The sequence below is a fragment of the Vibrio sp. 10N.237.312.B06 genome (assembly GCF_041464685.1).
GTDB classification, from domain to species: domain Bacteria; phylum Pseudomonadota; class Gammaproteobacteria; order Enterobacterales; family Vibrionaceae; genus Vibrio; species Vibrio tasmaniensis_A.
The window spans coordinates 1-24,658 of sequence record NZ_JBFSPI010000035.1 but is presented as its reverse complement, the minus strand read 5'-3'; the positions used below and the strand labels follow the sequence as shown (position 1 = coordinate 24,658).

The 24,658-nt window shown below is 42.8% G+C and carries 17 protein-coding genes and 3 pseudogenes; 7 read left to right on the top strand and 13 right to left on the bottom strand.

Going from position 1 to position 24,658, the window contains the following annotated elements; all coding sequences use genetic code 11:
* Positions 1-11: 11 nt before the first annotated feature.
* From traI to traD, 3 genes are all read right to left on the bottom strand, one after another.
* A complete protein-coding gene (traI, locus tag AB6C75_RS11510) occupies positions 12-5,789 on the bottom strand; it encodes a conjugative transfer relaxase/helicase TraI (RefSeq protein ID WP_372107821.1) in 5,778 nt (1,925 codons plus the stop codon).
* Between the two features lie 93 nt (positions 5,790-5,882).
* Positions 5,883-7,406, bottom strand: a complete 1,524-nt coding sequence (locus tag AB6C75_RS11505; protein ID WP_102258448.1) for a hypothetical protein — start codon at positions 7,404-7,406, stop codon at positions 5,883-5,885.
* A gap of 611 nt (positions 7,407-8,017) precedes the next feature.
* Positions 8,018-10,123, bottom strand: coding sequence for a type IV conjugative transfer system coupling protein TraD (gene traD, locus AB6C75_RS11500; protein WP_102258447.1), 2,106 nt, complete (start codon positions 10,121-10,123; stop codon positions 8,018-8,020).
* Between the two features lie 84 nt (positions 10,124-10,207).
* On the opposite strand from traD, the pseudogene AB6C75_RS11495 reads away from it, so the two are divergent.
* Both AB6C75_RS11495 and AB6C75_RS11490 read left to right on the top strand, forming a co-directional pair.
* A pseudogene (locus tag AB6C75_RS11495) lies at positions 10,208-10,741 on the top strand (integrase).
* A gap of 187 nt (positions 10,742-10,928) precedes the next feature.
* Positions 10,929-11,003 (top strand): annotated as a pseudogene (locus AB6C75_RS11490) (S-adenosylhomocysteine hydrolase); the annotation flags it as partial.
* On the opposite strand, the pseudogene AB6C75_RS11485 reads toward AB6C75_RS11490, so the two are convergent.
* The 3 genes and pseudogenes from AB6C75_RS11485 to AB6C75_RS11475 form a co-directional block, all read right to left on the bottom strand.
* Positions 10,995-11,234, bottom strand: a pseudogene (locus tag AB6C75_RS11485) (IS6 family transposase); the annotation flags it as partial. The pseudogenes AB6C75_RS11490 and AB6C75_RS11485 overlap by 9 nt on opposite strands.
* 117 nt (positions 11,235-11,351) lie before the next feature.
* Complete coding sequence (locus tag AB6C75_RS11480; RefSeq protein WP_017100094.1) at positions 11,352-12,614, bottom strand: type II toxin-antitoxin system HipA family toxin; 1,263 nt, start codon at positions 12,612-12,614, stop codon at positions 11,352-11,354.
* Positions 12,601-12,936, bottom strand: a complete 336-nt coding sequence (locus tag AB6C75_RS11475; RefSeq protein WP_017100095.1) for a helix-turn-helix transcriptional regulator — start codon at positions 12,934-12,936, stop codon at positions 12,601-12,603. Before AB6C75_RS11475 ends, AB6C75_RS11480 begins: the two co-directional genes overlap by 14 nt.
* 426 nt (positions 12,937-13,362) lie before the next feature.
* On the opposite strand from AB6C75_RS11475, the gene AB6C75_RS11470 reads away from it, so the two are divergent.
* The 4 genes from AB6C75_RS11470 to AB6C75_RS11455 all read left to right on the top strand — a co-directional run bounded on the left by AB6C75_RS11470 (position 13,363) and on the right by AB6C75_RS11455 (position 17,448).
* Positions 13,363-13,767: a nuclear transport factor 2 family protein gene (locus AB6C75_RS11470; protein WP_017100096.1), complete on the top strand. Its 405-nt coding sequence runs from the start codon at positions 13,363-13,365 to the stop codon at positions 13,765-13,767.
* A 28-nt stretch (positions 13,768-13,795) separates the two neighbouring features.
* Entirely contained in the window at positions 13,796-14,500 is a 705-nt protein-coding gene (locus tag AB6C75_RS11465; protein WP_017103707.1) for a TetR/AcrR family transcriptional regulator, read from the top strand.
* A 575-nt stretch (positions 14,501-15,075) separates the two neighbouring features.
* Complete coding sequence (locus AB6C75_RS11460) at positions 15,076-15,885, top strand: DUF2167 domain-containing protein (protein ID WP_102257508.1); 810 nt, start codon at positions 15,076-15,078, stop codon at positions 15,883-15,885.
* Between the two features lie 618 nt (positions 15,886-16,503).
* On the top strand, positions 16,504-17,448 hold the full coding sequence (locus AB6C75_RS11455; RefSeq protein ID WP_372107820.1) for an SIR2 family protein: 945 nt from the start codon (positions 16,504-16,506) through the stop codon (positions 17,446-17,448).
* 354 nt (positions 17,449-17,802) lie between these two features.
* On the opposite strand, the gene AB6C75_RS11450 is transcribed toward AB6C75_RS11455, so the two are convergent.
* Complete coding sequence (locus AB6C75_RS11450; RefSeq protein WP_372107819.1) at positions 17,803-18,474, bottom strand: site-specific DNA-methyltransferase; 672 nt, start codon at positions 18,472-18,474, stop codon at positions 17,803-17,805.
* A 316-nt stretch (positions 18,475-18,790) separates the two neighbouring features.
* On the opposite strand from AB6C75_RS11450, the gene AB6C75_RS11445 reads away from it, so the two are divergent.
* Entirely contained in the window at positions 18,791-20,029 is a 1,239-nt protein-coding gene (locus tag AB6C75_RS11445; protein ID WP_372107818.1) for an ISL3 family transposase, read from the top strand.
* Positions 20,030-20,213: 184 nt separating this feature from the next.
* Here AB6C75_RS11445 and AB6C75_RS11440 read toward each other — a convergent pair whose 3' ends face one another.
* The 6 genes from AB6C75_RS11440 to AB6C75_RS11415 all read right to left on the bottom strand — a co-directional run bounded on the left by AB6C75_RS11440 (position 20,214) and on the right by AB6C75_RS11415 (position 24,231).
* Positions 20,214-20,648 carry a MarR family winged helix-turn-helix transcriptional regulator gene (locus AB6C75_RS11440; RefSeq protein ID WP_017103759.1) on the bottom strand — a complete coding sequence of 145 codons (435 nt, stop codon included), beginning with the start codon at positions 20,646-20,648 and terminating at the stop codon, positions 20,214-20,216.
* A complete protein-coding gene (locus AB6C75_RS11435; protein ID WP_280605215.1) occupies positions 20,641-21,057 on the bottom strand; it encodes an SRPBCC family protein in 417 nt (138 codons plus the stop codon). Before AB6C75_RS11435 ends, AB6C75_RS11440 begins: the two co-directional genes overlap by 8 nt.
* A gap of 495 nt (positions 21,058-21,552) precedes the next feature.
* A complete protein-coding gene (locus AB6C75_RS11430) occupies positions 21,553-22,122 on the bottom strand; it encodes a PIN domain-containing protein (protein ID WP_017098631.1) in 570 nt (189 codons plus the stop codon).
* Complete coding sequence (locus tag AB6C75_RS11425; protein ID WP_017098630.1) at positions 22,122-22,574, bottom strand: helix-turn-helix domain-containing protein; 453 nt, start codon at positions 22,572-22,574, stop codon at positions 22,122-22,124. The genes AB6C75_RS11430 and AB6C75_RS11425 overlap by 1 nt, the downstream gene beginning before the upstream one ends.
* Positions 22,575-22,957: 383 nt before the next feature.
* Positions 22,958-23,545, bottom strand: coding sequence for a hypothetical protein (locus AB6C75_RS11420; RefSeq protein ID WP_229648121.1), 588 nt, complete (start codon positions 23,543-23,545; stop codon positions 22,958-22,960).
* Positions 23,546-23,973: 428 nt separating this feature from the next.
* A complete protein-coding gene (locus tag AB6C75_RS11415) occupies positions 23,974-24,231 on the bottom strand; it encodes a helix-turn-helix domain-containing protein (RefSeq protein ID WP_016800114.1) in 258 nt (85 codons plus the stop codon).
* Positions 24,232-24,658: the final 427 nt, after the last annotated feature.

The following is a 24,658-nucleotide window of genomic DNA, read 5'->3' as shown; positions in this document are numbered from 1 at the left end:
CTACCCTTTTATTATCGCTCTAACTCTCTGTCGATTTCTCTGTCTTCCCACTGACTCTCTTTCTCTGAGTGATTAAATTCCATCTCTTGTTGAGGTGAATATTCTTTTGGCTCAAAGTGGTCGAGTGATTGGCTGTCGGTTTCTTTTTTCTCATTATAGTTGAGGGTGTCTAATTCGCTCTCTTGATGAGAAGTGTGCGCCTCATTTAATTCAATGTTATGTGCGCTGTTATCTCGCTCTAATTTGTTAATGCACGATTTAATGTCCTCTTTAAGATTATCGTCTGACATGAATTGAATGTCTCGTCCATTAAAGTTCTCGACGATTTTCTCAATGTTGTTCGGGTTTAAATCGTGGTTGCCGTGATTTAATACAATAATGATGTTCTGTCTCAGTTCATCGGTGGAGATGTTTTGAATGTCGTTCTTATGATTGACATTGATAATGTCAATCTGCCCTTGGGTTTGGTCTCGAATTAAAAACGAGTGTTCAATTGAGGTACTGATGATGGTGGTGTTTAAATTCTCTCCTTGATGGAATTGGGTTAATTGTTTGGACTTTGTGCCTAGGGTTCTTGGATTAATGTCTAGGGAGGTGTCTTTATTGCCTTGAGTGTCTAAATAGGTCACTTCAATGGCTTTAGTTTCACCTTCTTTATTGTGGATGTTGGTTAACATCGCAGGATGAAGAGATCTATCTTCGGATGAATAGACCGCCGGGTGGAATTTTACATGGTTGTTTTCAATGTTATTGACACCGAGCTTGTTTAAGTACGTTTGGGCCAGTGTGTTATCCATCGGTAAGCTTTGATTGATATAATCTTTAGCCCGTTCTTCAAACTGCGCAATATGCCTAGGTGTGGTGCTCAGTAATTTGTCGTGCTTACTGTTTTCCTCCAATTGATATTTGTCCGGTTCGTTTAGCATCTTGTGCGCTTCATTCATCGCGGCTTTATAGTTCATTTCCTTATGACTCATTATAAGGTTAATCAATGCGCCTTTTTCGCCTGTGGTGTAGTCTTTAAAATACCCACGATATTCTCCAGTTAGGGTCACTTTAATCGCCGATTTTCCAAGGCCAAAGGTTAAATAATCCCGGTCTGATTTGGATTGATTCGGCTGGCCTAATAACTGAATGGCGAGGCTTTCGGTGTATTTTGGTAGCTGCGTATTGATGTGCTCCCTAAATGTGTTGTAGTCAAAGTCACCGCTTTTATTTTGGAACCGAACGTCTTCGTGAGGGAGGGCATTTCGGTTAAAGTAGGTGGTGTCTTTGGGGGGCGTTTGGTTGAGGGTTTCTATTGCACTGGCTTTATGACTTTCTTTAGAGAGCCAGCTTTTGACCAGTTGTTTGGTGTTGTCGGTATAGAGGCGAATGTGCTGACTGGCACGGGTGACATCGATACCGGCGCGTCTTAAGTTGGTCAGTGCGCCTTTGCTTTGTATCGCGCTAATGACGTGTTGATAGGTGGACCCTTGCGCCATGTCTGCGGTTCGACTGTACGCGTAGTCCCAATGCCCGTCTTTAAGCTCGTTGGGGTTAATGGTGAGCGCTTGTCCTGTTTTGGATTGCGCTTTGATGCCTTCCTCATTGGCTTGCGTGATGCGGTATTCGACGTTGGCTTTGATGTCACGACTTTTATCGGTAAAGCGCGTGATGATTTTATCGCCCGTCGAAAGTGGCTTTTCTGACGCAGAGAACAGGGTGGTGAAGCGGTGGTCACGGTTGCGCGGTAAGAATGGCCTAGTCTTACCTGTCGCTGCGTCTTGAAGTGTCACCACGCCATGCTCTGAGTCAACGTGAGTGATTGTCGCGTACTCACCGGGTCTGGTGCTCAATATCAAGCCTTTTTGATACGGCATCATGGTAGTGAGCTCTTCACCCGTGGCGCCGATTGAGCGTAGCCGGGTTGCGACGACGTTCTCTTTGCCTAACTCACTCTGTTTCATCAAACCGACACGGATGTATTCGGTGATGGTGTCACGCTCCTTGTTGGTGTAAGCGATGATAAGCGTGTTTTCTCTGGTTTCTGGGGTGCGCTCTAAATAGTCTTTGGCGACCACATAAGGCAGCTTCTCTGTGGCGGTGAGCTGCGCTCTGCGTCGGTCTTTGTCGTTTTCATTCAGCGTAGAAATGACATGTTGGCTGTTGCCTTGGGTATCAGGGGCTTGCTGCTGGAGTTTATCTAGGGCGCTGAGCGGCTGTTTATCAATGGTGTTTTGCTGTGCATTGTGCAAAGTGTCATTTTGTGGGCGTACCATATCGGTCATGTAAGCGGTATCGATGCGGCCTTGACTTATGGCCAGCTCAAAGGGTTTACCGGCACTGAGCGATAACAACTGTTCTTTATCGCCCAATTTGACTGTTTTGGACTGACTGTCATTGACCAGCTTTGTGAACTCATCGGCTTGCTTGTTGCTGACCATGGAGCTTTCATCGAGAAAGAACAAGGTGTGTTGATAGTCACTGGCTTCTCGATTGCCTTGTCGGATGTCAGAGAGCAAACTGTCTAGCGTTTGCGCTTTCACGCCTTTGCTTTCGAGCTCTGCAACCGCGGCGTGCGTGGGCGCAAGACCGATGACGCTTTGCTCTGGTTGCTGGCTGGCTTCTTTCACTAACTGGATAAATTCAATGTTGGATTCAAGCAGGGTGGACTTACCTGTGCCGGCTAACCCTTGGATGGCCACAAAGCTGTCTTTGGTGGTTGAGATAAGGGTGATGGCGTCCTTTTGCCCTTGGGTTAGGCGAGGCTTGGTATCGAGAAAGTCTTGCACCTGCTTAGGCGTTGCAAAAGGTTGATGTTGGCCTTTACCATCATCGATGTTTTGCAGGATGCGCTTTTCAGTTTCTAGCGCGGCTTGCGTCGTCCAGCGTGTGCCGTCACTGTACTCTGCAGAGAGGGTGTCGCTGCGTTTAGTCAGCTCTGTTTCAACCTGCTCTTTGGTAATAGAGCCTCCTGCTTCTTCAAAGGCGTAACGCACCGCTTCCACCACTAAGGCTTTTTGGCTAAACGCCGCTTCTCGCTCTGAGAGGTGGTTCAGGGCAAAGCTGACCGCTTTTTCGATGAGTGGGGCGTTTTGCGCTTGCGCGAGTGCTGACAGCGCTTGACTGACATCCTGCTTTAGCCAATCTTGGGTGGCATCGTTTAGGTAGCGGTCGTTGACGTTTTGCGTCTGTAATACGCGCTCAATGGCCGAAGGGGAGACCTGTTCTTTTTCGAGTGCGCTTTGGGCTTTTTCTGGTTTGTCGGTGAAGATATCAAGGCGCTCTGTTTTTTCAGTCAGGTCGTTTATCAGGGGCTTAGATAGGGTAAACGCTTTGCCAGACAGTAAAGTATGGGCTTTTGGCTCAATATGGTGGGCGCTATGAACGTAGTCGTATTGCAGCGGCGCGTCTTTTAAGCTCTCTAAGTTGACGCGCTGCGTTTCCCCTTTGCTCTCAAGCGTGAGGCTTTCTTTGTCAATGTGAGTGACAAGGTAGCTTTGGTTCGCGTCCAAGCCAGCAGGGAAGTGTTTGCCTAACGTTCGAAGGCGTTCGCCTTGGGCGATGTTGAGACTTTGCGGTTTATTGGTTTGCATCTTCATGTGCTTAAAGGCGCGACTGGACGGGTCAAAGGTGTGTGATTGTCCATCGCGTTTGCTGAGTGCGGTCATGGTGTTGCTCTCTTTGTCGATACTGGCGATGACAAAACTCTGAGGTTTGTTTTTCTCCCAATGGGTGAGTGTCATGCCTGGTTTGTAGTGTTGAACGAGGGGTTGTTGCGCTTTAGAGAGGTGGTGAGGGGTTTGAGTGAATAGGGTGGTTTCGTGTCTGGTGAGGGCGCCGGTATTTTTCAGTTGGCCCCGTATCGCTTCGGTTAACCGCCGCTGCTCGACGCTGGAGGTGGCAATCACTTGCGTGTTGGCTTTATCGGGGAGGTCTGAGTACACCCGCGCTATCCTATCGGTGTCATTGTCATGCAGTTTCACGTTGGTGTTGTTGGCTCGCTTGCCGACCCAAGAATGACTCTCCACATTGCCTTTTTGATACAGCGAGATAGCGTTATTGGCTTTAAATCCCTGACGGCTTGATACACGATTAAGCATCACCACTTTACTGCTCGATTGTTTGGCTTTGTCGGTGAGGGCTAACAACTCATTGGCACTCATCTTATTGGCGTCATCGATGAGCAAGACGTCTTTATTGGTCAGCGGCGTATCGCTTTGCAGTAAGCTATGGGTAGTGTGGCGCTGCTCTGGTGAAAAGAGCTGACCGACCCAGGCGCTGAGTGTTTGACTCTTGCGCTGTACGCTCTCCATGCCCTCAGTCTTGGCTTTCACGCTTTGGGAGACCAATTGGACACGCTTACCGCTGTGATTGCCTACATTGAGTAGCTGCTGCGCAATACCCTGTGATGAGCCGTGTACATTGACCACATGGAACTGTTTGGTGGAGTGGTACAGCTCGGTCAGTATACGCTGCTGGCTTTCAGGGATAGCGAGCTTGTTGAGCGTGTTCGATTCAACGTGGGTGCGCATGTGATGCGCACGACCTTGTGTGCTGTCGATAAGCGCTTGTTCGTTATCAATTAAGCCTTTGGTGGTGTATTGCCCTTTTTGACTGAGTCCTATCAAGTCGCCCTGTTTAATCATTGCATCCGCGACTTTTTTGATATCAAGGGCGTTGAGTTGCACGCCGCCTTTGGTGAACTCTGAGGCGGTGAGTTCAATGATTTTTTCAAGGTGTAACGCAGTGCTGTATTGCCCTAGATGGTCAATGGCTCTGCTGATCGCGGCTTTGGTTTCACCGAGTGGCGGGGTATTTTGCGCTTCCTTTACTTGTTGCGCCATGGTGACAAGCTCTGCGGGGTCATACCCTTGCTCTTTTACGGTGCTTTGCCACTGTTTGTTGAGGCTGTCACTGCTCTGGTAGGTTTTGCTTTTACGAGTATCGAGGTTTGCTACGTCTTTCGCCGCGCGCGAGTCAAAGCCTAAATCGAGTGTGCGTTGGTCAATTTGTTGTTTGCGAGTGGACGACGCATCAAGAATAGGCTGAGGGACACCGCTGATTTCGAACTGACCGTTGCCGACGCCTCGCGTGGAATAACCGAGGGTTTCTGCCTCTTTAGCTAATTGGCTCTGGTACAAGATACCGTAGTATTTTTGGAAGTTGTAAATGCGCTCGCCAGTCCCGTTAATCACGCCCCCTTTTTGTTTTAGGCTGGTTGATAAAGCGCGTAAATCTCCTTCTTTATCGCGCGTCATGTTAGCGGCTAGCGCGTGCGAATGCACTTGCATGTCATTTTCACGGCTGGTCTTATGGCGTACGACTGCAAATAGCATCGAATCCGTATTTTCGTATTCTTGAACGCCTTTCTCATGGGTGACTTTGACTTGTGCTACGTCTTTCTCCAGCTCTGTTAAGGCGAACTTCACGGCGTTATTGTGCGCTTCAATGAGGCGGCTATCTCCGCCAATAAGCGCAAGAACGCTGAGGGATTTGGGCGCAGAAAAGGTCAGGTCGAAGCCCGATTTATGATCATCTCGTTTTCCTTTAATGGTTTCACCGCCAAGACTGCCTGAGAGTACCGATTCTAGGGTGGCTTGCTCTACGGGTTTACCCGCCAGTCCCGCTTCGATGGCCAGCTTGCCATGCCAGAAGGTGTTTTCTTCTTGGTCTTTTTCCTTGAGGTAATAGTTATCGCCCGCGTTTTTTTCTAAAGAGACGTCAGGTAGGTCTTTGGGGTTTTCTTCGCTGAGATAATATTTGGCAGCGCCAGAAGCGGATTTTAATGGGCTAATAGAAAGCATGAGTATTTTCCTTATGCAACGCAAATTGCCGCTAGCAGCAAAACTGAGCGGTGAGTGGAGGTTAAGGGGGAAGTGGAATTAAAAGAGGTGTGGTTACAAAATGATCCCAACACAAGCAAAGGAATTGCTAGCGGTTAACGTTCGTTCTTCGTGAATGATGACGCCATTTTCATCAATGTGAATGGATGTAATGCCCGCTTTAAATCGGTCTAACGCTACAATTTCTTCCTTGGTTAAATGCTTGCCATGAGTCAGGCATTCTAGATGGTTAAAGCTGTATTCATCGGCGGCCATCGCTAGTTTCGAAGAATCAGAATGCTTCATGCACTCATTGCCATACAGCCAATCTTGAGCACACTCTATATTTGGCTCTAACTGGTAAGTCATATGGTGGGTGACGCTTGCAAAAGAATGGGACTGGCTTGTCCATTTGTAGCTCACTTGAAAACAATCAACCTCATCGGGAATGACGGCATACCAACCTCGACTTTTGGGGGAGGTATCTAAATAAACAGACACGTAGCGTTTGTTTGGCCAAAAGCGCTTTGTTTTTGGATTGCCGTTTGGTTTAGCCCAGTCGGGTCCTATAAATTCAAAATGAATGTCTGTTACCTTGTTGCTGGTCAGCTCAGGTGTCAGAAATATTCTAGGCGTAAATTGCAGGTATCGTTCCTTGGGGTATAGAGGCAGATGGATGTCGAGTTGGTGTTTAATGGCCGATTGGATCTCTGAGTGTGCTTGAGTGTAGCATTCTGACCATTCAAGACTTTTTGCCGCCTCAATGGGTGACATGCCCCGGGCATATAAATCGATATAGGGTGTCCAATCTATCTTGATGTATCGGTATGGGATTTTTTTGAGATGCGCTGCAAATGCCTTAAACCATTCTTTCCATTGGTCGTCATATTCGTGGGTCATTTTTCCGTTGAGATAATTAAGACCTTTGCGAGTAAAAGTGACGCACCTTTGATCATCGTTGAGTTCTAGGTAATTTTCTGAAATCAGTTGCTCTAAGATGTCTCTGATTAGCATGCCAGAGTGTGGGTAAACATCCAAAGCGCGCTCTTTTGCTTGAGACTTGCTCAAGCTCATTCGCTTTTCTTTCATGTGCGCTAGATACTGAGTGTTGATAGGGTCTACTTGGTAATTTTTTGTTCTTGGCCACAGCCAATCTAAAAGGTCGCGGGCATAGGCCGTATTCGGTCCTAATTCTAACGTATAGGACGTTGGCGCTTTGGGTAGGGGGGGAAGCTCTTCTTTATTGCCATTCATGGCGTTTAACTCTTCGGTAGTTAAGTTTCTTAGTATGACATGGGTAAAGCCTTCAATATTGTCGATGTGCTCCCCCAAGCTGACTCTGACACTTTGGATGAAAGGAATGATGGATGCTTGGTTAAATAGAATGTTGTGGGTTGGCTCGTGGTGCGTGACTGCTTGCGCTTTTAAGTCGTCCCAGTCGCCATAACCTACCGCTTGAGCGCAAATCGATAACCATGTGTTTTTTTCGGTGGCGTTGCCCTGAATGATTTCAGCGAAGGTAAGTTGATCGAATATAGTGTGTAATTGTTTCTTTAATATCGGTAGATGGTCAGAATTAAAGAGGGTCTTATTTGACATGGTAATTCCTTGATGAATGAACGTAAAAAAGCCTTGCCATTACAAGGCTTGGAAGAGTGGTTGAGTGATTATTCGAGATGATGAGGCCCTAGGGTGTCGTCTCTATGGGGCGTTACGCTTTTCATCGATTTTCCTTTAATGAATCTCATCAATGATAGGGCTTACGTTATGGTGCACTATAACTAAATATCTAGTCATGACTAAGATTGAGTCAGTGCACTTTTTGACACGCTGGGTGCCAAGTACATGAAAGTCAGGCCTATCGAATTCAATAAACCAAATAACGAGTACTTCATGCTGATGCTCAGGAGTAAAGCGAATACTGCAAAGGTGAGTACGATGTAGTGAGGAGTGTTGGGGCGTTTTTTAACAAAAAAACCACGATGCGCTTCAAACCATACAGTGATAAAAAGCCAGTGGACGCGATGAAAAGTTGCGTCCACTGAAATTGACTCTCGGTGATCTGCATAAAACAAAGTGCAAAAAATAAGAGTGAGACGACCAAGGTCTCGAAGATTAATGTAGACAAACTCGGTAACATAAAAATACCTAATACATTTGGTTTGCAATGACCTATTTCTGTCTTGTGTGGCTATCGACTATTTGATGCGCTATTCAACCATATCGCCCGCTTCCATCTCGATATCTTGAGATATCGCCGACTCGTCGAGCTCTTGATGCGCGCGATCTTGAGGGGCATTGTCTGATTTGAGCTTTTCCGACTCCTTGCTGGCTAACGCTTTGACTGTCTCACTTCGTTGTGCTTGTTGGATTTGGTCGGTTTCCAGCTTCATCTCTTCCGGCGTTTCAAATTGCTTGGCTTGGATTTCTGTGAGTGCGTTACGCTCTTCTTCGTTGAGGAGCATACCTGGGGCGACACACTCAAAGTAAATCGCTTTTTGATACGCTTTGGTCATGGCGGGCGATGGGGTGTAATCACGTTTTATAAAGGCCGGTGTCACATCTCGCATCTTATCAAAGTGCAAATCCAGTCGAGTGATAAAGCTGCTTCCTGGTACGCGAAGGTAACATTGCAAATCATCCATGGCTTGGATTTCACTGCTAGAGATAACCGGTCGTGTCACCGTCTGGTGGCCAATCGATACCCCATCACGGAGTGCATTTGCACCGTAAGAAATGTGCTCTCTTGAGACATCCACCTCTTGCTCACCCAAATCTTTGGATGAGATTTGCGCCATCTGCGCTGATGGGGCGCGAAAGTAAAAGCGAGAGTTGAGTAAATCAAAAATAACGTCCGCGGTATTTTTTCCGTAGGTTTTCACGAGCTGCGCATAAGACTGGAGACCAATCACATAACAGCCCCCAAACTTACGCACTTCGGCAATGATGGTGTCAAGCTCAGGCAGTTTATGCAGACTTGGCATTTCATCCATAATCACCCAGATGCGGCGGTCTTCATCGTCTTTGAGTCCCAAGATAGCGTTAGAAGCAATGGCAAGCCACGTCGAAATCAAAGGACGCAATGAGGCGTGTTGCTGCGCGTTACTCGATAAAAACAAAAAGCCTTTTTGTTTGTCATCTTGTACCCAATCGGTGATAGAAAACGGTTTACGTTTGGGCTCTCCTTTCGTGTCTTTGTCATCCAAGCCATCTAAAAAGCGTAGGCTCTTAATGTAGGTAGCGAGCACCGACTTAATGGAGATGGCCGTCTTTTTGATGTCTTTCGAGACCAGGGAAGCAGACTCTGTGCCTTGCAGGAAATTACCCAGGGTTTCAAGTTCAGACGTGAGTATCAGGCTAAGCAGCCTTGCGGTCGAGCAGGGCTTGTCATCTTGGCTCATGCGATACGCCGCACTTGAAAAGATAGTCCGGGCGGAGTCGACCCAGAATGGGTCACCTTCGCCATGCTGCGGGATAAGGGCGCTGGCGATATTTTCAAAGTCAGGGGCTTCTTTTGCATCGCACCAGACATCCCAATTGGCGCAGCGTTCATCGAAGGGGTTGAGTAAGGTGTCTTGGCTAGGGTCAAAGAACTTACTGGTAAAGGTGCAGCCTTTATCATAAATAATCGCTTTATCCCCACGTTTGCGTATCCAGCGCAGCAGTTTCCGCAGCATGACGGATTTACCGGCCCCTGTGGTGCCGTCAATCAGCATGTGCTGCACTTCAAACTCACGTTTAAATAAGGCCAGCCCATCCACTTTGAAATCAGAAATTCGTCCGTTGCCTACACCCTGTTTCTTGAGTTTCTTTGCCCGTTTTTTCAAATCATTTGTGAGCACTTTGGGTTCGGCGTATTGAAAGCCTCGAACGTGGAAATCTTCACTTTGCTTTTCGCCTTGTCGTTTAAAGAAACTCATGGCGAGCATCAAAATAGCGAAGGCAATACCGATGGCAATTAAGAAGTTGATTTGTATTTGGTGTATCACGTTATCGTAGAGGTCGATGAGTTGGGTGTTTTCCAGTTGGGAGGCGAGCGTACCAACGTAGCGTTTCCCGCTCCAGAACGTCGTGACTTCGCTGTTAAGATCGTGCCCAAAGCTGGCATAGATATGATTGCGCCAGTAGTAGAACACAGACCAAAAGGCGTTATCAGGAGCGCGTAGCCAGGTTAGAACACCAGTGAGTGCTATCACCGACCAAATGGCGGCGTAGACTAAGGTGTTGTTGACTTGAAAGAACATCCGAATGGAGTGAAAAGTAATTTGTCCGCCACGGGTAAAGTGGTTGCCGGACGCGCGTTTAGGTCTAGGCATAGTGGTTCCTTGAGAGTTAAATGCAGTACTTTTTATATAATTACCTGCGTATGCAGATGAGCTGGTTTAGATTGGAGGTCAATTATGTGGACGAAGAAAGGTCATCTAACAGGGCAGAAAAAGTCCTTCAAGCTTGAAGATATCTGGCGAATTCGCACTAGGCTTGAAATCGACCTTGCTCAATCTCGCTATCGATTGCAAGTTACGTTCTTGTGACTTACTTAGAATGAAAGTGAGGGATATCTCTTCTGGTGGTGCGATTCAAGATCGCGTGCTTTACAGCCAGAGGGGTACAGTTTGAGCTCACTTCACGCACTGCACAGCCAACTCTCTGCACCAGACTCTATTTTCCCAAGTCCTCGAAGGCAGGGTAAAGCAATTAGTTGTAGCAGCTACGCCACCATCATTTTCCGCTGGGTAACGGAACTCGGCTACGATCCCTATCTCTATGGTACCCACTCGATGCGCCGTACCAAGGTGACGTTAATTTAGGCGAGAACCAAAAACATTCGCGCTGTGCAACTATTACTTGGCCATGTTAAGTTGGATAATACCATTTGCTATTTAGGCGTAGAAATTGAGGAGGCTCTGAACATCTCTGAGGGGATAGACTCATAGTAAGGTTGGAGTGTTGATTTTAGAAAGGTCATTTTTAATGACCTTGAAATGATTATTATAAAACAATAGGTTAATAATATTTATTCGTTATTTTTGCCGTATTATCCCCTTTGAGTTTGCCGTATTTCTTCCTGTCATAATAAGGTTGCGTTATATTACGAACACGTATGAAAGTTAGGAGGTTCAAATGACAGCAGTTGATCGCGTTTATCAAAAGATAAAGCGCTCCAGACGCTATGTTTTTGAGCGCAAAGACTTTGATGTAGGTTTCACCCATTCGCCACGAGCCAGATACGGGCTTATTTCTACACCTCGCTCTGTGCTCTAATACTGGCGTAAATTTGATAACCCAACGATTAATAGTGGCCTGATCCACAACGACTCCGCGCTCCAATTGTATCTCTTCAATTTCACGATAACTGAGTTTATAGGCGAGATAATAACGTACGGTTTCGAGAATAACTTCAGAGGGGAAGTGGCAACCTTTAAACATTGAGATTCAGAGTATTAGGTAAAGATTGAGTAAATCTTAACCGACAACGCAAAACTTTGCGACAAAACCCATCATGTCGTACGGACATTGTTTATTTAGATATTCCATGTATTCTACTTAATGACCATCTTGCGGCTTTAAATGTTCCATTTCATTGAATATGTAGTTATTCAATATCACACGTTTGAAAAGTAACTTTCGCGTAACTTCAGGGACATCTACTTCGTTACACACGGATTCAAACTCTTGGGTAATCGTAGAAATTTGAAACCTAATAATTTCTTCTGCTTTTTCAGCCTTAATATTGAAACTTGGTGCTGCTTGCATACAAAGTGATAACAGAGATAAATTAAGATTTTCGAAGATCTTCATTCCATGACTCGCCTCCCCACCTGTACGGTTTTGTGGACAAATATCATAAGCCGGTGACAGGGATATTTTCTCCCCTTCTACAAAGAAAGCATGATTTCGAGCATGGTCATCCGTATTACCGATCAGTACATTAAATACCATCCGTGCAAATAGCTCTTGGCTATCAGAGGTAAAATCGATGCAATACTGCTTCATATTGTTCACTAGGTCTGCGTAAGATGCCTCTCTAGCCCATGTTTCATCTAAGCCTAAAACTGTCAGCCCGGACACCATTGAGCGACGACACCAAACGTCACCAACTAACGCTCTATCAAAGCGTCTTACAAGAAGAACATCTTTTCCTAATACTTTTTCAAAAATAACTTCGGCAACATTGAGTCCTGCTAACTTGGCAAGCCTCATTGCTACGTATTCTGATTGTACAACTTCGTAAGTATCATTTGATGCTGAAAACTTAGCAATATACTTAGCTTCATTACCAGTGATCATCGCTTTCGGGCGAGCACCTCCGAGGGATGTACCATGCATAAGTGCTCTATCCAAATCCGAAGAGATTTCCTTACCTTGACCGACGATTTCAGACGCATTGTATAATTCTTCAAGAGTTGCCGCATCAGTAGAACGATCAAAATACTCAGTGGCCGATTCTTGAAAATCGAGAGAACCGATCCGATCTGAAGCGGAATGCATCAAATACGTCATTTCGCCTAACTCAGCATCGTAGTCTTTGCCCATCAACCGAGAATTAATGACCCTACGTCCCCAAGCATCTGGAGCTGCATCACGCAAGCAAGAGAATATAGGCATACCTTGAACTGGTTCCTTAGTACCAGCAGAAAGCGGTAATTCATTTGAGTAAATTGGTTCTGCATCTGAACGTTTCAAGTAAGACTGACCGTACGTAAAATGTTGGCCAGTTTCATCAATAGTGAGTCTACCTGCTACCACAGGCTCTGATTGTCCTTTAAGCCATTTCCAAACGAAGCATTGATTACTAGAAGTCATCATCTAAAATTACCTTTTTCCTTCTTACTCGATTAGGCAGTAATGCCTCAATTTTCGCATTTGTTTTACGTTTAATAGCAAACTGGTTTTCATCGGGTTCAAATAAAGGAACACCTAATACCCAAGCAGTTTCGAAGTAGAGTCCGATACTTACAGACGGATCACCTTTAAGAATCTTTATCATAGTGGGCTTAGATACCCCAACTCGGGAACAAGTCTCTTCTACAGTGATTTTCTTTTCCTTACGCTGGATTGTAAGCATCGTGGCAAAATGAGTTAGTGCGGCACTAGCAACAGTGCTAACCTGAATGTTACCTCTTCCCATAGTAAATTAACCTTTACCGTAAATACAATAAGGTAAATATTAATTTACCAAAATTTAAATGTCAAAGTAATAGGTTAGAAATAATTATAGTAAAAACTATTTTACTATAAAAATCTTAAAGTGAATTGTAGTTTACAATAAAACAGTCATTGAAATGACTGCAATGAAAAACAGAGATCCTGTCTGAACTCTCTATTTAGTTATTGCTTTACCACACTTTGGTCGAGTAGACGACACCTGAGAAGCTTTTGGACAAAACCTTCCAATTACAGTCAACGATGCGAAATATTTATGCATTTAATGCAGGAGTGCATTCATTGTTAATGCAGCACCTTTCATTCTATTAAACAGCTACAAACTCAAGCTTGCTCTCATTATTGTTCAGTGTACAATATAGAATTGCACACTGAACAATAGAGTAAAATCATGAATGCCAATACGATAGCAAACAAATACCTTGAAGCACTTGAAGAAGCAAACATTGAAAAAGTACTATCGCTTTTCACGCCAGATGCGTTGGTGAGTTCACCACTTTACGGTGAACGTAAGGCAGCAGACTTTTATCCTGAATTGTTTGAAGATACGAGCAGTTCAAAGCTAACCTTGAAGGGCGTAATGGAAGGGAAATCAACTCGTGACTGTACAGATTTGATATCTATCTGGTTCTACTTTGACTGGACACTTGCCAATGGTGAACCTGCACCTTTTAATGTTGTCGATGTGTTAGAAGTCGACAAAGGTAGCCGCTTGATTACCAAATTAAATATTGTTTACGATACTTTTAACATTAGAAGTTCGTTCAATCTGTCTAAAAAGCAGACCTCCCTTTAGCAAGTACTTTATAGATAGCGGTACCTTTATGAAAAGAAAAGCAAATACAACACCTCTCTCTAAGGAAATTATAATCGAGGTAGCACTGAATCTTATTGCGGAGAAAGGAATCGATACGTTTAGTATTCGAGACGTAGCTAAACGGTTAGATACCTATCCAACAGCTATCTATTGGTATTTTAAAAACAAAAACACACTGTTAGGTGAAATTGCAAATACAGTGATGTCTAGTGTCACACCTAACTACGGTAACCTGGATTGGCACGTCTGGTTGACCCTGTTATTCCAAAACTACAGAGGTGCAGTAAAACACCATCCCCACATCGCAGATTTGATAGGAGGGCGACTTCTGGCAAATGCGTATCAAGATCCTAGATTGCTAGATGGAATTATAGCTGCTCTTTTGGATGCAAATTGTCCGCCGTCTCATATAGTCCCTATGTACAACACAGTAATTGCATCAATGTGTGGTTTCGTAACCATGGAGTTCGGTCATTTACCGCTAGATAATGCGGATGAATGGGAAGCTAAGTTAAGAGGGGAGGCTAAGAAGGTAGAAAATAGTGAGTATCCAAACTTAACTCGTTTTCTACCTCAAATGATGAATGCTTCTTTCATTTTACGCTGGCAAAATGGCTATGACAAACCGATGGATGAGAGTTTTAATAGGTATGTTGATGTTTTTATAGATGGTTTGAAACACCAGATTAACGCACTAAACGAGATGCCATAGCAGGAATTTTATACCTTATGGTAACGTTAATTTCAGAAAGTATTGTGCTTAACTATGCACCTCATGAAGCCAATAAGACACTTTTGAGTTAGAAAGTGCCACGAGTCAAAATTCAGGTCTATGAAGCCTCTGGACAAAGACGTGTCAATGACTCTCCCAATTTAGCCGCGCCTGAATAACTTTTAGTATCTCAAAATGCGGAAAGGCACTGTTGCTACAGGTGGCGATTTTGATAAGAACTAGGCAGTTTCTTCTATTTTCAGTTCATTGTGTCGGGTTCACTTGATGCAATTTTATTTGCCGAACATTCAACTCCCCCTGAATCGCTTATGCCCCTTAGTCTCTGATGTGAATACTTAACAGCAAGTTCAAGTATTAGTTTTAAAATACTTCCAGTTATTGCTCAAGGTAGATAAATACTGTACTAAATCTTTCTGGCTCTATGTCGGCATAGCCTACCAATCATAAACAATTGACATATATATCAATATCTTACATTTAGATCTTTATCAACATAACTAAAGTATTTAGCTGGTAAATTGCACAAAAATAATATGCATTTAAGTGAAAAAAAAATGAAATACATGGCCATTGGATTAGTGCTAATCGCAAGCTCGGTATTTGCCAATCCACTCGATAACCTTAACTGGGAATATGAAGGTATATATGACGTACCAAATCAAGACGCAACGATCCTAGTTATGACTGAGCAGTCTTTGGTTAGAGGTGATGACGCAGCAATTTTAGAAGAAGAAATTAATGGAGTTCCTAGCTCTCCAAATGCAGTTCTTTTAAACCAAGATTTAAGCAGGTTTATTATAACAGAAAGCAGACCTGGCTTTATAAAAATGGATGATTGGGAAGAAAGTATTGATAGCAATGATTTACTTCAAGAGCTTATCGATAGTACAGAGGATGATAATAAGCATAGGAAAGGCGCACTTCTCTTTATTGATGGATGGGCAGAGAAACCAACATTAAACAAGAAAGAAGCAACGATGTATTATGCTATAAGGGCGCACAGTAGTGAGAATGAGAAAATAGTTAATGCAAGAGCATTGAAATTATCTAGAGAAGGTTATAGTCAAATCACTTGGGTAGGATCTCAAGAGCAATTTATATCAGCGGAAGATAACTTAGCGCCGACTCTAGAACAGCTAAAGTATGAAAAAGGCCATACCTATAAAGACTTTGTTCCAGAGACTGATACGGTTGCAGCTTTTGGAGCTGGTGCTTTGATGTACAAATTGATCACAGGAAAGGTTGCAGGTAAAGGTGGATTAGCTATTGGAGCTCTCTTACTCGCCTTCGGGAAAAAGCTATGGTTTCTTATATTCTTGCCTGTGGTTTGGTTAAAAAACAAACTATTCAAAAAAGACAAATAGCAGTGAGGTTAATTACTGGGGCTACTGTACTATTTAGTCCAGATATCCTCGCAGTCATCAATAAGTGCACGCAATTTGGCCAGTTGCGAGATATTACTGCCAACGAGAAACACAATGATGCATACGAAAATTACAAGCTGAGAACATCGTCTACGCACACTTTTGGGAGATTCCTTTCACTACGCTGCTAGTCGCAACCATGAGAAAAAGTACTGTAATTTCAGTGTCACGATTTGTCACTGAGTCATTACGTTAGTATTTAAAGGGGCACTTTCGTGCTAGAAAGTGCCACAGGTAAAAATTAAGCCTATGAAGCTTCTGGACATTTATTTGTCAGTGCTTTTACTAAATTAGCAAACCATCAATAACTACAGGTATGGCAGACTTACTTGTGAAGAGCTAGTGCGATGAGTAGCATCGCACTAGCAAAAGTATTGGTTTAGGTGCCATTACGTTAAATTCAATTCCTCACATTAAGCTACATGTTGCCATCTAACATTCAAAAAATCGTTTTAAGTCTTTGAATTTATAATTGGTAATGAAAAATTAAGCATAAATCAATGTCTAAATACGGCCTCTCGCCGTATAGAAAGCGTTAGGCGATATGAGGAGGATTCATTGGTAACTTTATTTCTAGGTGCGGGCTTTTCGAAATGGGCATTTGACCTACCGTTAGTTAATAATCTGTTTGATTTTGATATAGGCACCACCTCTGACGTCGAAGAGAAAAAACTTGAGCTTATCAAAAAAGACTGGGGTCTGTGGAGGGAAAGCAACCCCGATTGCACTCCAGAAAAGTTTGTTCATTGGTGCGTTGAAAAATCTAGCCACAGGGAAAGTCGAGTTATCTGGTATGTGAATCGACGCCTTACAGAACCATTTATGACTAGAATTAGTGGGTCATATTCAGCAGCAATGTTTGATGAGCGTGTTGTTAGAGAAAATGAAAAAATTGTTTTTCTAAAGCAATTCTTTGAAAAACTGAAAGTTTTTGGTCTAAAGGGCATTATTACATGTAACTATGACACGATTGTCGAATGTGCACTTGGAACATCGGGCTTTAATTATGGCATGGTTGGGGAGCAACTAAGAGGTCGAGGAATCAACCCACAGTTTCCATGGCAAAATGCGCATTTAAGAGTTACTGGTGACACCCCATTGGTTAAGCTCCATGGCTCACTTTCGTGGGATAAAGACACTAAATATACTAGCGGTAAGCCAGGAAAGGCGGGTAACGCACTAATTGTCCCTCCGGCTCCTGAAAAAGAGCCTCCATCTGAACTAAAAGAAGTTTGGGATCTGGGGGGAAATATACTATCTCAATCGCAAAGCATTATTATTTTTGGTTTTGCGTTTAACCCTTATGACCAAGCACTATTGGAGTATCTTAAAACGTTTGGTTCAAACATCAAAAACGTTCTTCTAATTGATCCCTATCCGCAGGTTGAAAGTGCCAAGAGCCTATGGGCTAATAGTAAAATTGAAGTGTTGGACCCTAGAGAAGAATTTGATATTGAGCCGTGGGTAGAAACGTGTACCGTATCGCGCGTGGTCATCGCCTAATAAGATGCATTCAAGAGGGATTCGCCACACGTGGCTTTAGAAATCGGTCTTTATTATTCCTATTATGTTCAATTTCATCCCCCCCACAATAAAGAACGGCTCCCAATCGGGAGCCGTTCTTGTGTCTAAATCTGAGTACGCACAAAGTGACGTTACGTTAACTTGTCAGTAGCAACAAGAAGCCTAATTTGAGAATTAACCTCAAACAAAGCCCATGTTCTTTGGTAACTAACAATCATAGGCTCTAAACCAAGGTTTAGTGAAACATCGACAATGGATGACTCCAAATCTGAAAGCAAGGTAATGGGAGTCAGTGTCTTGATTTCGTGACCATGCAAATCATAAAAAAAGCCTTTAAACACTATGATTACCAACTTTTATTCGTTCTAGAAATAGATCATGAGCATAAGACGATATATCACACCCTAGATACTTCCTTTTCAGATTTAGAGCTGCCAGTAAAGTTGACCCTGATCCAAAAAAAGGGTCAACAACTAACTCATTTTGTTGAGAGCTTTGATTTATTAAAACTTCTAATAATGGAACTGGTTTTTCAGTTGGGTAACCTCTAAAGACACGCTTATGTTCCAATATATCAGGAATGCTTAAATCATTGATTTTCCTTTTACCCTTTTCAAAAAAGAGTATGTATTCATGCCTAGACCTATAATGGTATCCCATCCCAATACAGACCTTATCCCAAACAATAGGCTTCCAAAACTTAAAGCCTACCTTTTCAGCTATCGGCTTGATAAAAAACATCGTTTCTTGATCGCAAAAAAGATAAAAGTGAGTGTTATTTTTCAACACTCTATATATCTCAACCAGTAAACTTTCAAATCTTGAGTTCGGGAAAATTTCAAACCAAGTATTACTTGAAGATTTACTTACTTTCAATCTAGTTGTCGTACCCACTTTCCTATGCTTCTCTAAAGACTCATAAGGTGGATCTGTAATAAGCAAATCTACACTTTCACTATCTAGCGATGAAAGCCACTCAACCGCGTCACAATTGAATACACTCAAAATGAACTACACACATTCCCACGATCAGATACTTTAGAAGGCTCACCTTTATCTAATGCTCTACAATCTATACAGTAACTTTGATCTCCATCAGGATTTCTAGCCGATACTCTTGCTGGTGTTTGACCAAAGTTTTGAGGATGACGATGGAAAACATGCTCAGAGCCATTAGCAACAGAGCAATGTGGGCATGATTTTAAAAGAGCCCCATTAGCTAATCGGCTCTTCTCCGCTTAGATGAGTCTATAAATTAACAATAAAATCAATAAAGCATTGATTTATAATTACTTCCTGTCTTATATCTTAGTGTTGTAGTTTGTCGTTATTATCTTCCGCTCTATTTAATTTTAAAGGTCAATCCGTACAGTCTGTAACGCTCGAAGAAAGCTCTCATTCAGTACTCGTCAAATGCAAGCGAGACAGACGCTGTAAAGTCGTTGACCCTGAGACTGGAGCACCGCGTACCGTCGACCACTATGTTCAACGTCGCCTGTCAGATTTACCTGTAAGTGGTCGCCCTTGCGTAATAGAAATTGAACTGGCTCAGACGAGAGATAAGCTCGGCCGAAGATTGATTGAAGCCACTGATTTTGTTGATAAGGGTGGTCGCTATACCAAGAGATTCTGTCACTTTATTAGTGGACTATGCCGCTATATGAGCATCCATGCAGTGTCTAAGCATTTAGACATTCGCTGGGAAACCGTGAAAAATATCGATAAAGCATTTCTGTTATCTACCTTGCCCGCTTTAGAGCCTAAGAGGTTGACCAACCTTGTTCATATTGGCGTTGATGAAGTCGCCAGGGCTAAAGGCCATGACTATATGACCGTTGTTTATGATCTGGTTTCAGGACAACTTATCTGGGTTGATCATGGACGGACTTCAAACGTACTCATCAACTTTTTTGAACAATTATCACCACAAACGAGAGACGGCATCCAAGCGGTATCAATGGATATGGGTCAATCTTACCAATCAGCGGTGAGAAAGGCTCTTCCGAATGCAGACATCGTTTTTGACCGGTTTCACGTTATGCAGAACTACTCTCTTCTGATAAGGAAAGAGCGTAATAAAGCGTTTAGGAGAGGAACGCATGACGAGAAAAAAATGCTTAAGGGGACGCTATTTTTACTCCTCAAAAATGCGCCGAAATTAAGCGATAAGCAGTCAGATAGGCTGGATGATTTACTTGAAAGCAATAAGACACTTTGTACTATTTATATGCTCAAAGAGCAGCTTCAAGCCTTATGGAATGAACGTAATTTTGACTTGATGATCGCAGCGCTTGATGCGTGGTGCCAGCTTGCTAAAAATACAAGGATCTTATCTCTCATCAACTTTGCAGATGCGCTTTGGGAGAGAAGAGTTGGGATCTGCAATTATGCAAAATATAGGCTAACGAATGCCCGAGTTGAAGCTGGGAATGTATCGATAGGCCTTCTTAGACGGCGAGCCCGAGGAGTAAGGGATACTGATTACTTTAAATTGAAGATTAGACAAACCTCAATCCTAGAAACTCACTCTACCATTTACCCAGAAATCAAGCTCATCTAAGCGGAGAAGAGCCCCTGTAGTTATTCATAAATTGCTAATTTAGCAAAACCACTGACACAGAAATGTCCAAAATCTTCACAGTCTGATTTTTAACGCATGGTATTTCCTAGCTCGAAAATGACTCAAATTCAGCCAGAGAGGGATTGAACTCAGTTTAAAATTCTGCAACTTGCCTTACTTTCGCTTAACTATTTTTAAGGCCTAGTAGCAGAGAAGTGAATATTGCTCTCTGGTCTTGTAGGCTCTCGAAGTATAACTGGTCTAACTCTTCTACCTGAGCGATGGCTTTTTTCGTTAGAGATTCTCCAGTTTTCGAGAGTTTGAGCGAAAAACTACGTGTATCTCTAACGTCTTTATCTTTAATTATGATCTCATTAGCGACTAGAGCCTTCATCGACTTGGATAGTGTCATCTTATCCAAGCCAGTGATATTGACTATTTCTGCTTGTGTTGTTTCGTTTTTATTTTTGTTACACCATAGTATGGAGGCGAGTATAACGAACTGAGTATGATTAATATTTAGAGGCTTGAGGTGCTTCATTACCTCTGAATGCCATTTATTGTAAACAACCCAGAGCTGTAGACCTACGCTGTTCGAAGGGAGTTCGTGCTTAAACATTGTGTTCAGCCCTTTTTTTTAGTCCTTCAAGAGTAGACGGTAGACCTTTATAGATTTTCTTTCCAATGATTTTCCCAAACAAAAAACTAGTTAAACCTGAAAACTTAACTCTATGAGTTACTTGAGTTGCTTTTCCATTGACCTGCAAATGATGCTCAAATGATAGAACGCAGAATGGTAGTTTACTTGTTACTGTAAAGTGCTTATTTGGTATAGCATCTGCAATTACAATCTGTGATTTAGGTCCATTACTCGGCTTCAGAATACCTTTAGTACCGATCTTGAATTCTCCCATGAGATGAGAGTAGTCAACTTCTTCATCCCATTGACTCCAATTTTCGACATCGGTATATAACGAATATATGTCTTGAGGTGAGGCTTCAATGCAAATACGTTCTTCAAAAATCATTCTGTTCCATCTCGATTGCAAGTTAGTAAACTAGTTTACTATATTTCGTTATGGGCATGCTTGCAAGAGCAAGTAAGTGTATTTGAATAGGAGGTAGGAGTGCGCGCTTAATAACTCTTGTCTATAGACATTTAAAATGGGAACGAAGTTAACAATTTACCATACCTGTAGTTATTGATGGTTTGCTAATTTAGCAAAAGCACTGACACATAATTGTCCAAAACCTTCACAGGCTGAATTTTTACCTATGGCACTTTCTAACTCGAAAGTGCCCTTTTCTGCGTTAACGTAATTACTCAGTAGCAGATCACGCTACTGAAATCACCGTACTTTTTCTTATATGCCAAAAGTGTTAAAAAGATAAGAGAACATCGAATGATGCTCTCTTAAATATCGGGGAGAGTACAGCTAAATAGTAAACACATTTCAGACGCGAATGAGTGTATACAAAAAGGCCGCAATCAGCGGCCTAGTTTAAAATCTACTAATTCAAAGTTAAAGCATCAATTTGAAGCTCTTTAAGTGTGAGATGAAGCTTGGGAGTCTCTGCTTTTGTAAGCAAGCTAAGAACTCATCTTGGCTCATTGGTGGCCTTTTTAATGAAGCTCTTTGTTGCTGAGCAGCCTTAACGCATGCGCTACTGTCCAATTCGAACATATCGCACAGGAACTCGTCTGGATGTATTGCTGTTAGACCTAAAGGCTCGAGTTCGCAAGAAGGAAAGTCTTTTAGGTTGAACGTAATGATAGACTCAGCCTGACCTTTAATGGCGGCAGCTACAACATGTCTATCATCAACATCGGGTAAAGTAAGGCCATCAATTAAAGACTCATACCCTTCAATCAAGCAGTCTGGAACATTTGCGTTCATTAACTGTCGAGTTCTTTGCAGTTGTTCTGCATTTAGCTCTGGCCTATTTTTCAGTAGATTTCGAGTCCATTCATCATGTATCTGTTCTGTCCATCGCGCTCTAAACAGGCCAGTATTGGCCAAGTACATTAGGTAGCTTCGGAGTGGAGCTGGGTACATTACACATGCGTCTAGAATTACCGTATATGACGCCATTAATATCCCATATCCATTTCTTGGTCTAATGCAGATAGTTCAGCAAGAGCAGCTAGTCTGTTCTCTTCTAGGCAGTTCTTGTACTCCATAAGATCAGTATAAGCTACCTTTCTACGGTTGCCAGTACGGCTAAACGGAATATCACCTGAATCAAGAAGCTTAATGAAAGTAGGACGAGACATGTTTAGCATCTCAGCACCTTCTTGCGTTGTGAGTTCCGCATGAATAGGTGTGATGCTAACAGAGTTGCCTTGACCTAATTGAGTAAGCATCTCGATCATCATATTTAATGCGCTTGCTGGAATAGTTACTTCGTGAGTCTTACCAGACTTATCGACAACGTTAATCCTTTGAGCTTCACCATTAATTTCTATAACGGCTGACAACTCTTGGCTACCAAGCTTAGCCAGTGCCATTTCTTCAGCGCTTGGCAATTTTGTAGCAGTATTCATCGTGTTTCTCTCTAGTTTTTAGTTTCTGATGTCATGGTATACAAATCTTCTCACCATGACATTATCCGAAATATTCGAAAAAAGTCAACATTCGAAATATTCGAAAGAAAGAGAGTGTCACATTATCGTTGGACTTAGTGCTCGTAGGCGGCCTAGTTCAAGGTCTATCAACGCATGCTTAACTATCTTTAATCATAGTACTTCAATATGTAGTGTATGAGAGGAATTGGTCAGCCAGATGTAGGCTAGCTGAATGATTATAATATTAGAAGTAATTCGAAAGGTCAGAGTGTTCTATGATTCATAACTCGGAATTGTCCGAAGATTAGTTTCAGTTATATCTGTCATGTTAAAGCATGCGGCAATCGTTTACGCCTCGTTATTCATTCGTAACTTGCCATCTTTCTTGTTGTGCCTGTGAAGTTGTCTGATACTTCGATACGTTTCATTTCGATGTTCATGGTGGGTTCGATTTTTTTAAGACGTGCTATATCACTGGCGATTCGTTTACAGCCTAAAAACAAGATGCCATCGAGTGGTGTTATGACATCTCCAGCCTTGAGGCAATCAACGAGGGAGGTGGCAGAGAGTGGTGTTTTTGTCCCAGCAACGTAGCGGGTTGCCACAAACTCATTCGTATAGTGGATTTCTCTTGGTAACATTTGTTCGCTTTTGGCGTAAATCATTCCGCTTTGTTTACCATTAATAACTCGATGCTCTTTATACACTCGTGTTTCCTCGCCTATGGTGGCCATAGCTTGTGGTGCGCGTGTGATGAATAAGCGAAAAGGTAGATCTTCACTTGTGATGTAATCGACAAGGTTAAACGCTAATCTTGCTCTCGCGATCTCTCCGAGTGGTTTGTCACGACAGATTTGTAGAACCTGATCCCATTGGCTGGTCAGTCGAGTGCTTTCTTTATCGCTTCTAACTTTAACCTTGAGAATATCGTAGTGAATTATCTTTTCCATGGTTAATTTGGCCTTCCGTTTTGCTTGCTTCGTTAAATTCCAACCTAACATTATTTTTTTATAACAAATTAAAGCAGTTATCCACAAAGTTGGGGCGTAACCTGTCTAAAACCTTCGTCGGTTGAGTTTATGCTCATGGTACCAAATAGATCGAAATCACCTAAAAATGCCGATAATTGTTTTCAAATTGAAGTAAAAAGCGCCAATTATAAAACTTATCGCGACACTAAAATAGGCGGGTATATTCGTTGACTTCTAAAAGAGCCCAATGATGGTTACTTTGCAATTGGAGTAGATTACCGCCAGTGCTCCTTGAAGCGAAAATTAGAGCAACTGCCATTGATTTCTTGAGAGGTCATGGGGGTTGGTTAATCTCTGCACCCTCGTTAGGGTACCAATAGGCGGATACCTACTTATAAGCTCTCATCCTATCCAAATTCACGAGTTGTGATCTGATTTAACTTTTTGGTGAAATTACCTCTGTTAATCCCTAAAACCCTAGCAGCCTTAGACTGATTACCGCGCGTATGAGTTATCAACTCAGTAAACAATATTTCAAACACAGCAGGAGTCACCCAAGACATATCAGGGCTAACTGATTGTTTATCAAACCATGTCGGTTCCAGTTCTGCTCGGATAAGTTTTTTTAAATGGTCTTTGTTGATTGGGGTTAGTTGGTCATTCATAGAAGTTGAAGGTCATTAAGGAACGTTATCATTCTGACAAATTTACCATGAAATCGCCTTGAAATCAGCCGACGCGGGAAAATACGAATACGATGGATAACTGTCCAGCGCAATAAGCAACGAGGACATTTTTAATCATAAGCTCAAAGCCATTCGTTTCTAAAAACACTCGACCAATCCCTGTCCGGTGATGCCCATCATCAACAACTCAAACGCGCCTCGACTCTGGCAGTGCCAGCTTTACGGCCAACGCGATTCAAGGCTTCCAGAATTACTTGGAAAAAGACATAGGATTAAACCAACCAGACGTCCAACGCCTAATGACCGCTTACCAACCGGAAGATATTGCCGAGGCGAAAGAGCAATGGCAATACTACACACGCACTGAAGAGTTCACCACCATGGCGGGACTCGATGGTGACACGGC

Excerpts from the sequence above, each read along its gene's own strand:
- traI (WP_372107821.1), bottom strand. The coding sequence starts at position 5,789 with ATGCTTTCTATTAGCCCATTAAAATCCGCTTCTGGCGCTGCCAAATAT.
- AB6C75_RS11505 (WP_102258448.1), bottom strand. The coding sequence starts at position 7,406 with ATGTCAAATAAGACCCTCTTTAATTCTGACCATCTACCGATATTAAAG.
- traD (WP_102258447.1), bottom strand. The coding sequence starts at position 10,123 with ATGCCTAGACCTAAACGCGCGTCCGGCAACCACTTTACCCGTGGCGGA.
- AB6C75_RS11480 (WP_017100094.1), bottom strand. The coding sequence starts at position 12,614 with ATGATGACTTCTAGTAATCAATGCTTCGTTTGGAAATGGCTTAAAGGA.
- AB6C75_RS11475 (WP_017100095.1), bottom strand. The coding sequence starts at position 12,936 with ATGGGAAGAGGTAACATTCAGGTTAGCACTGTTGCTAGTGCCGCACTA.
- AB6C75_RS11470 (WP_017100096.1), top strand. The coding sequence starts at position 13,363 with ATGAATGCCAATACGATAGCAAACAAATACCTTGAAGCACTTGAAGAA.
- AB6C75_RS11465 (WP_017103707.1), top strand. The coding sequence starts at position 13,796 with ATGAAAAGAAAAGCAAATACAACACCTCTCTCTAAGGAAATTATAATC.
- AB6C75_RS11460 (WP_102257508.1), top strand. The coding sequence starts at position 15,076 with ATGAAATACATGGCCATTGGATTAGTGCTAATCGCAAGCTCGGTATTT.
- AB6C75_RS11440 (WP_017103759.1), bottom strand. The coding sequence starts at position 20,648 with ATGTTTAAGCACGAACTCCCTTCGAACAGCGTAGGTCTACAGCTCTGG.
- AB6C75_RS11435 (WP_280605215.1), bottom strand. The coding sequence starts at position 21,057 with ATGATTTTTGAAGAACGTATTTGCATTGAAGCCTCACCTCAAGACATA.
- AB6C75_RS11430 (WP_017098631.1), bottom strand. The coding sequence starts at position 22,122 with ATGGCGTCATATACGGTAATTCTAGACGCATGTGTAATGTACCCAGCT.
- AB6C75_RS11425 (WP_017098630.1), bottom strand. The coding sequence starts at position 22,574 with ATGAATACTGCTACAAAATTGCCAAGCGCTGAAGAAATGGCACTGGCT.
- AB6C75_RS11420 (WP_229648121.1), bottom strand. The coding sequence starts at position 23,545 with ATGGAAAAGATAATTCACTACGATATTCTCAAGGTTAAAGTTAGAAGC.
- AB6C75_RS11415 (WP_016800114.1), bottom strand. The coding sequence starts at position 24,231 with ATGAATGACCAACTAACCCCAATCAACAAAGACCATTTAAAAAAACTT.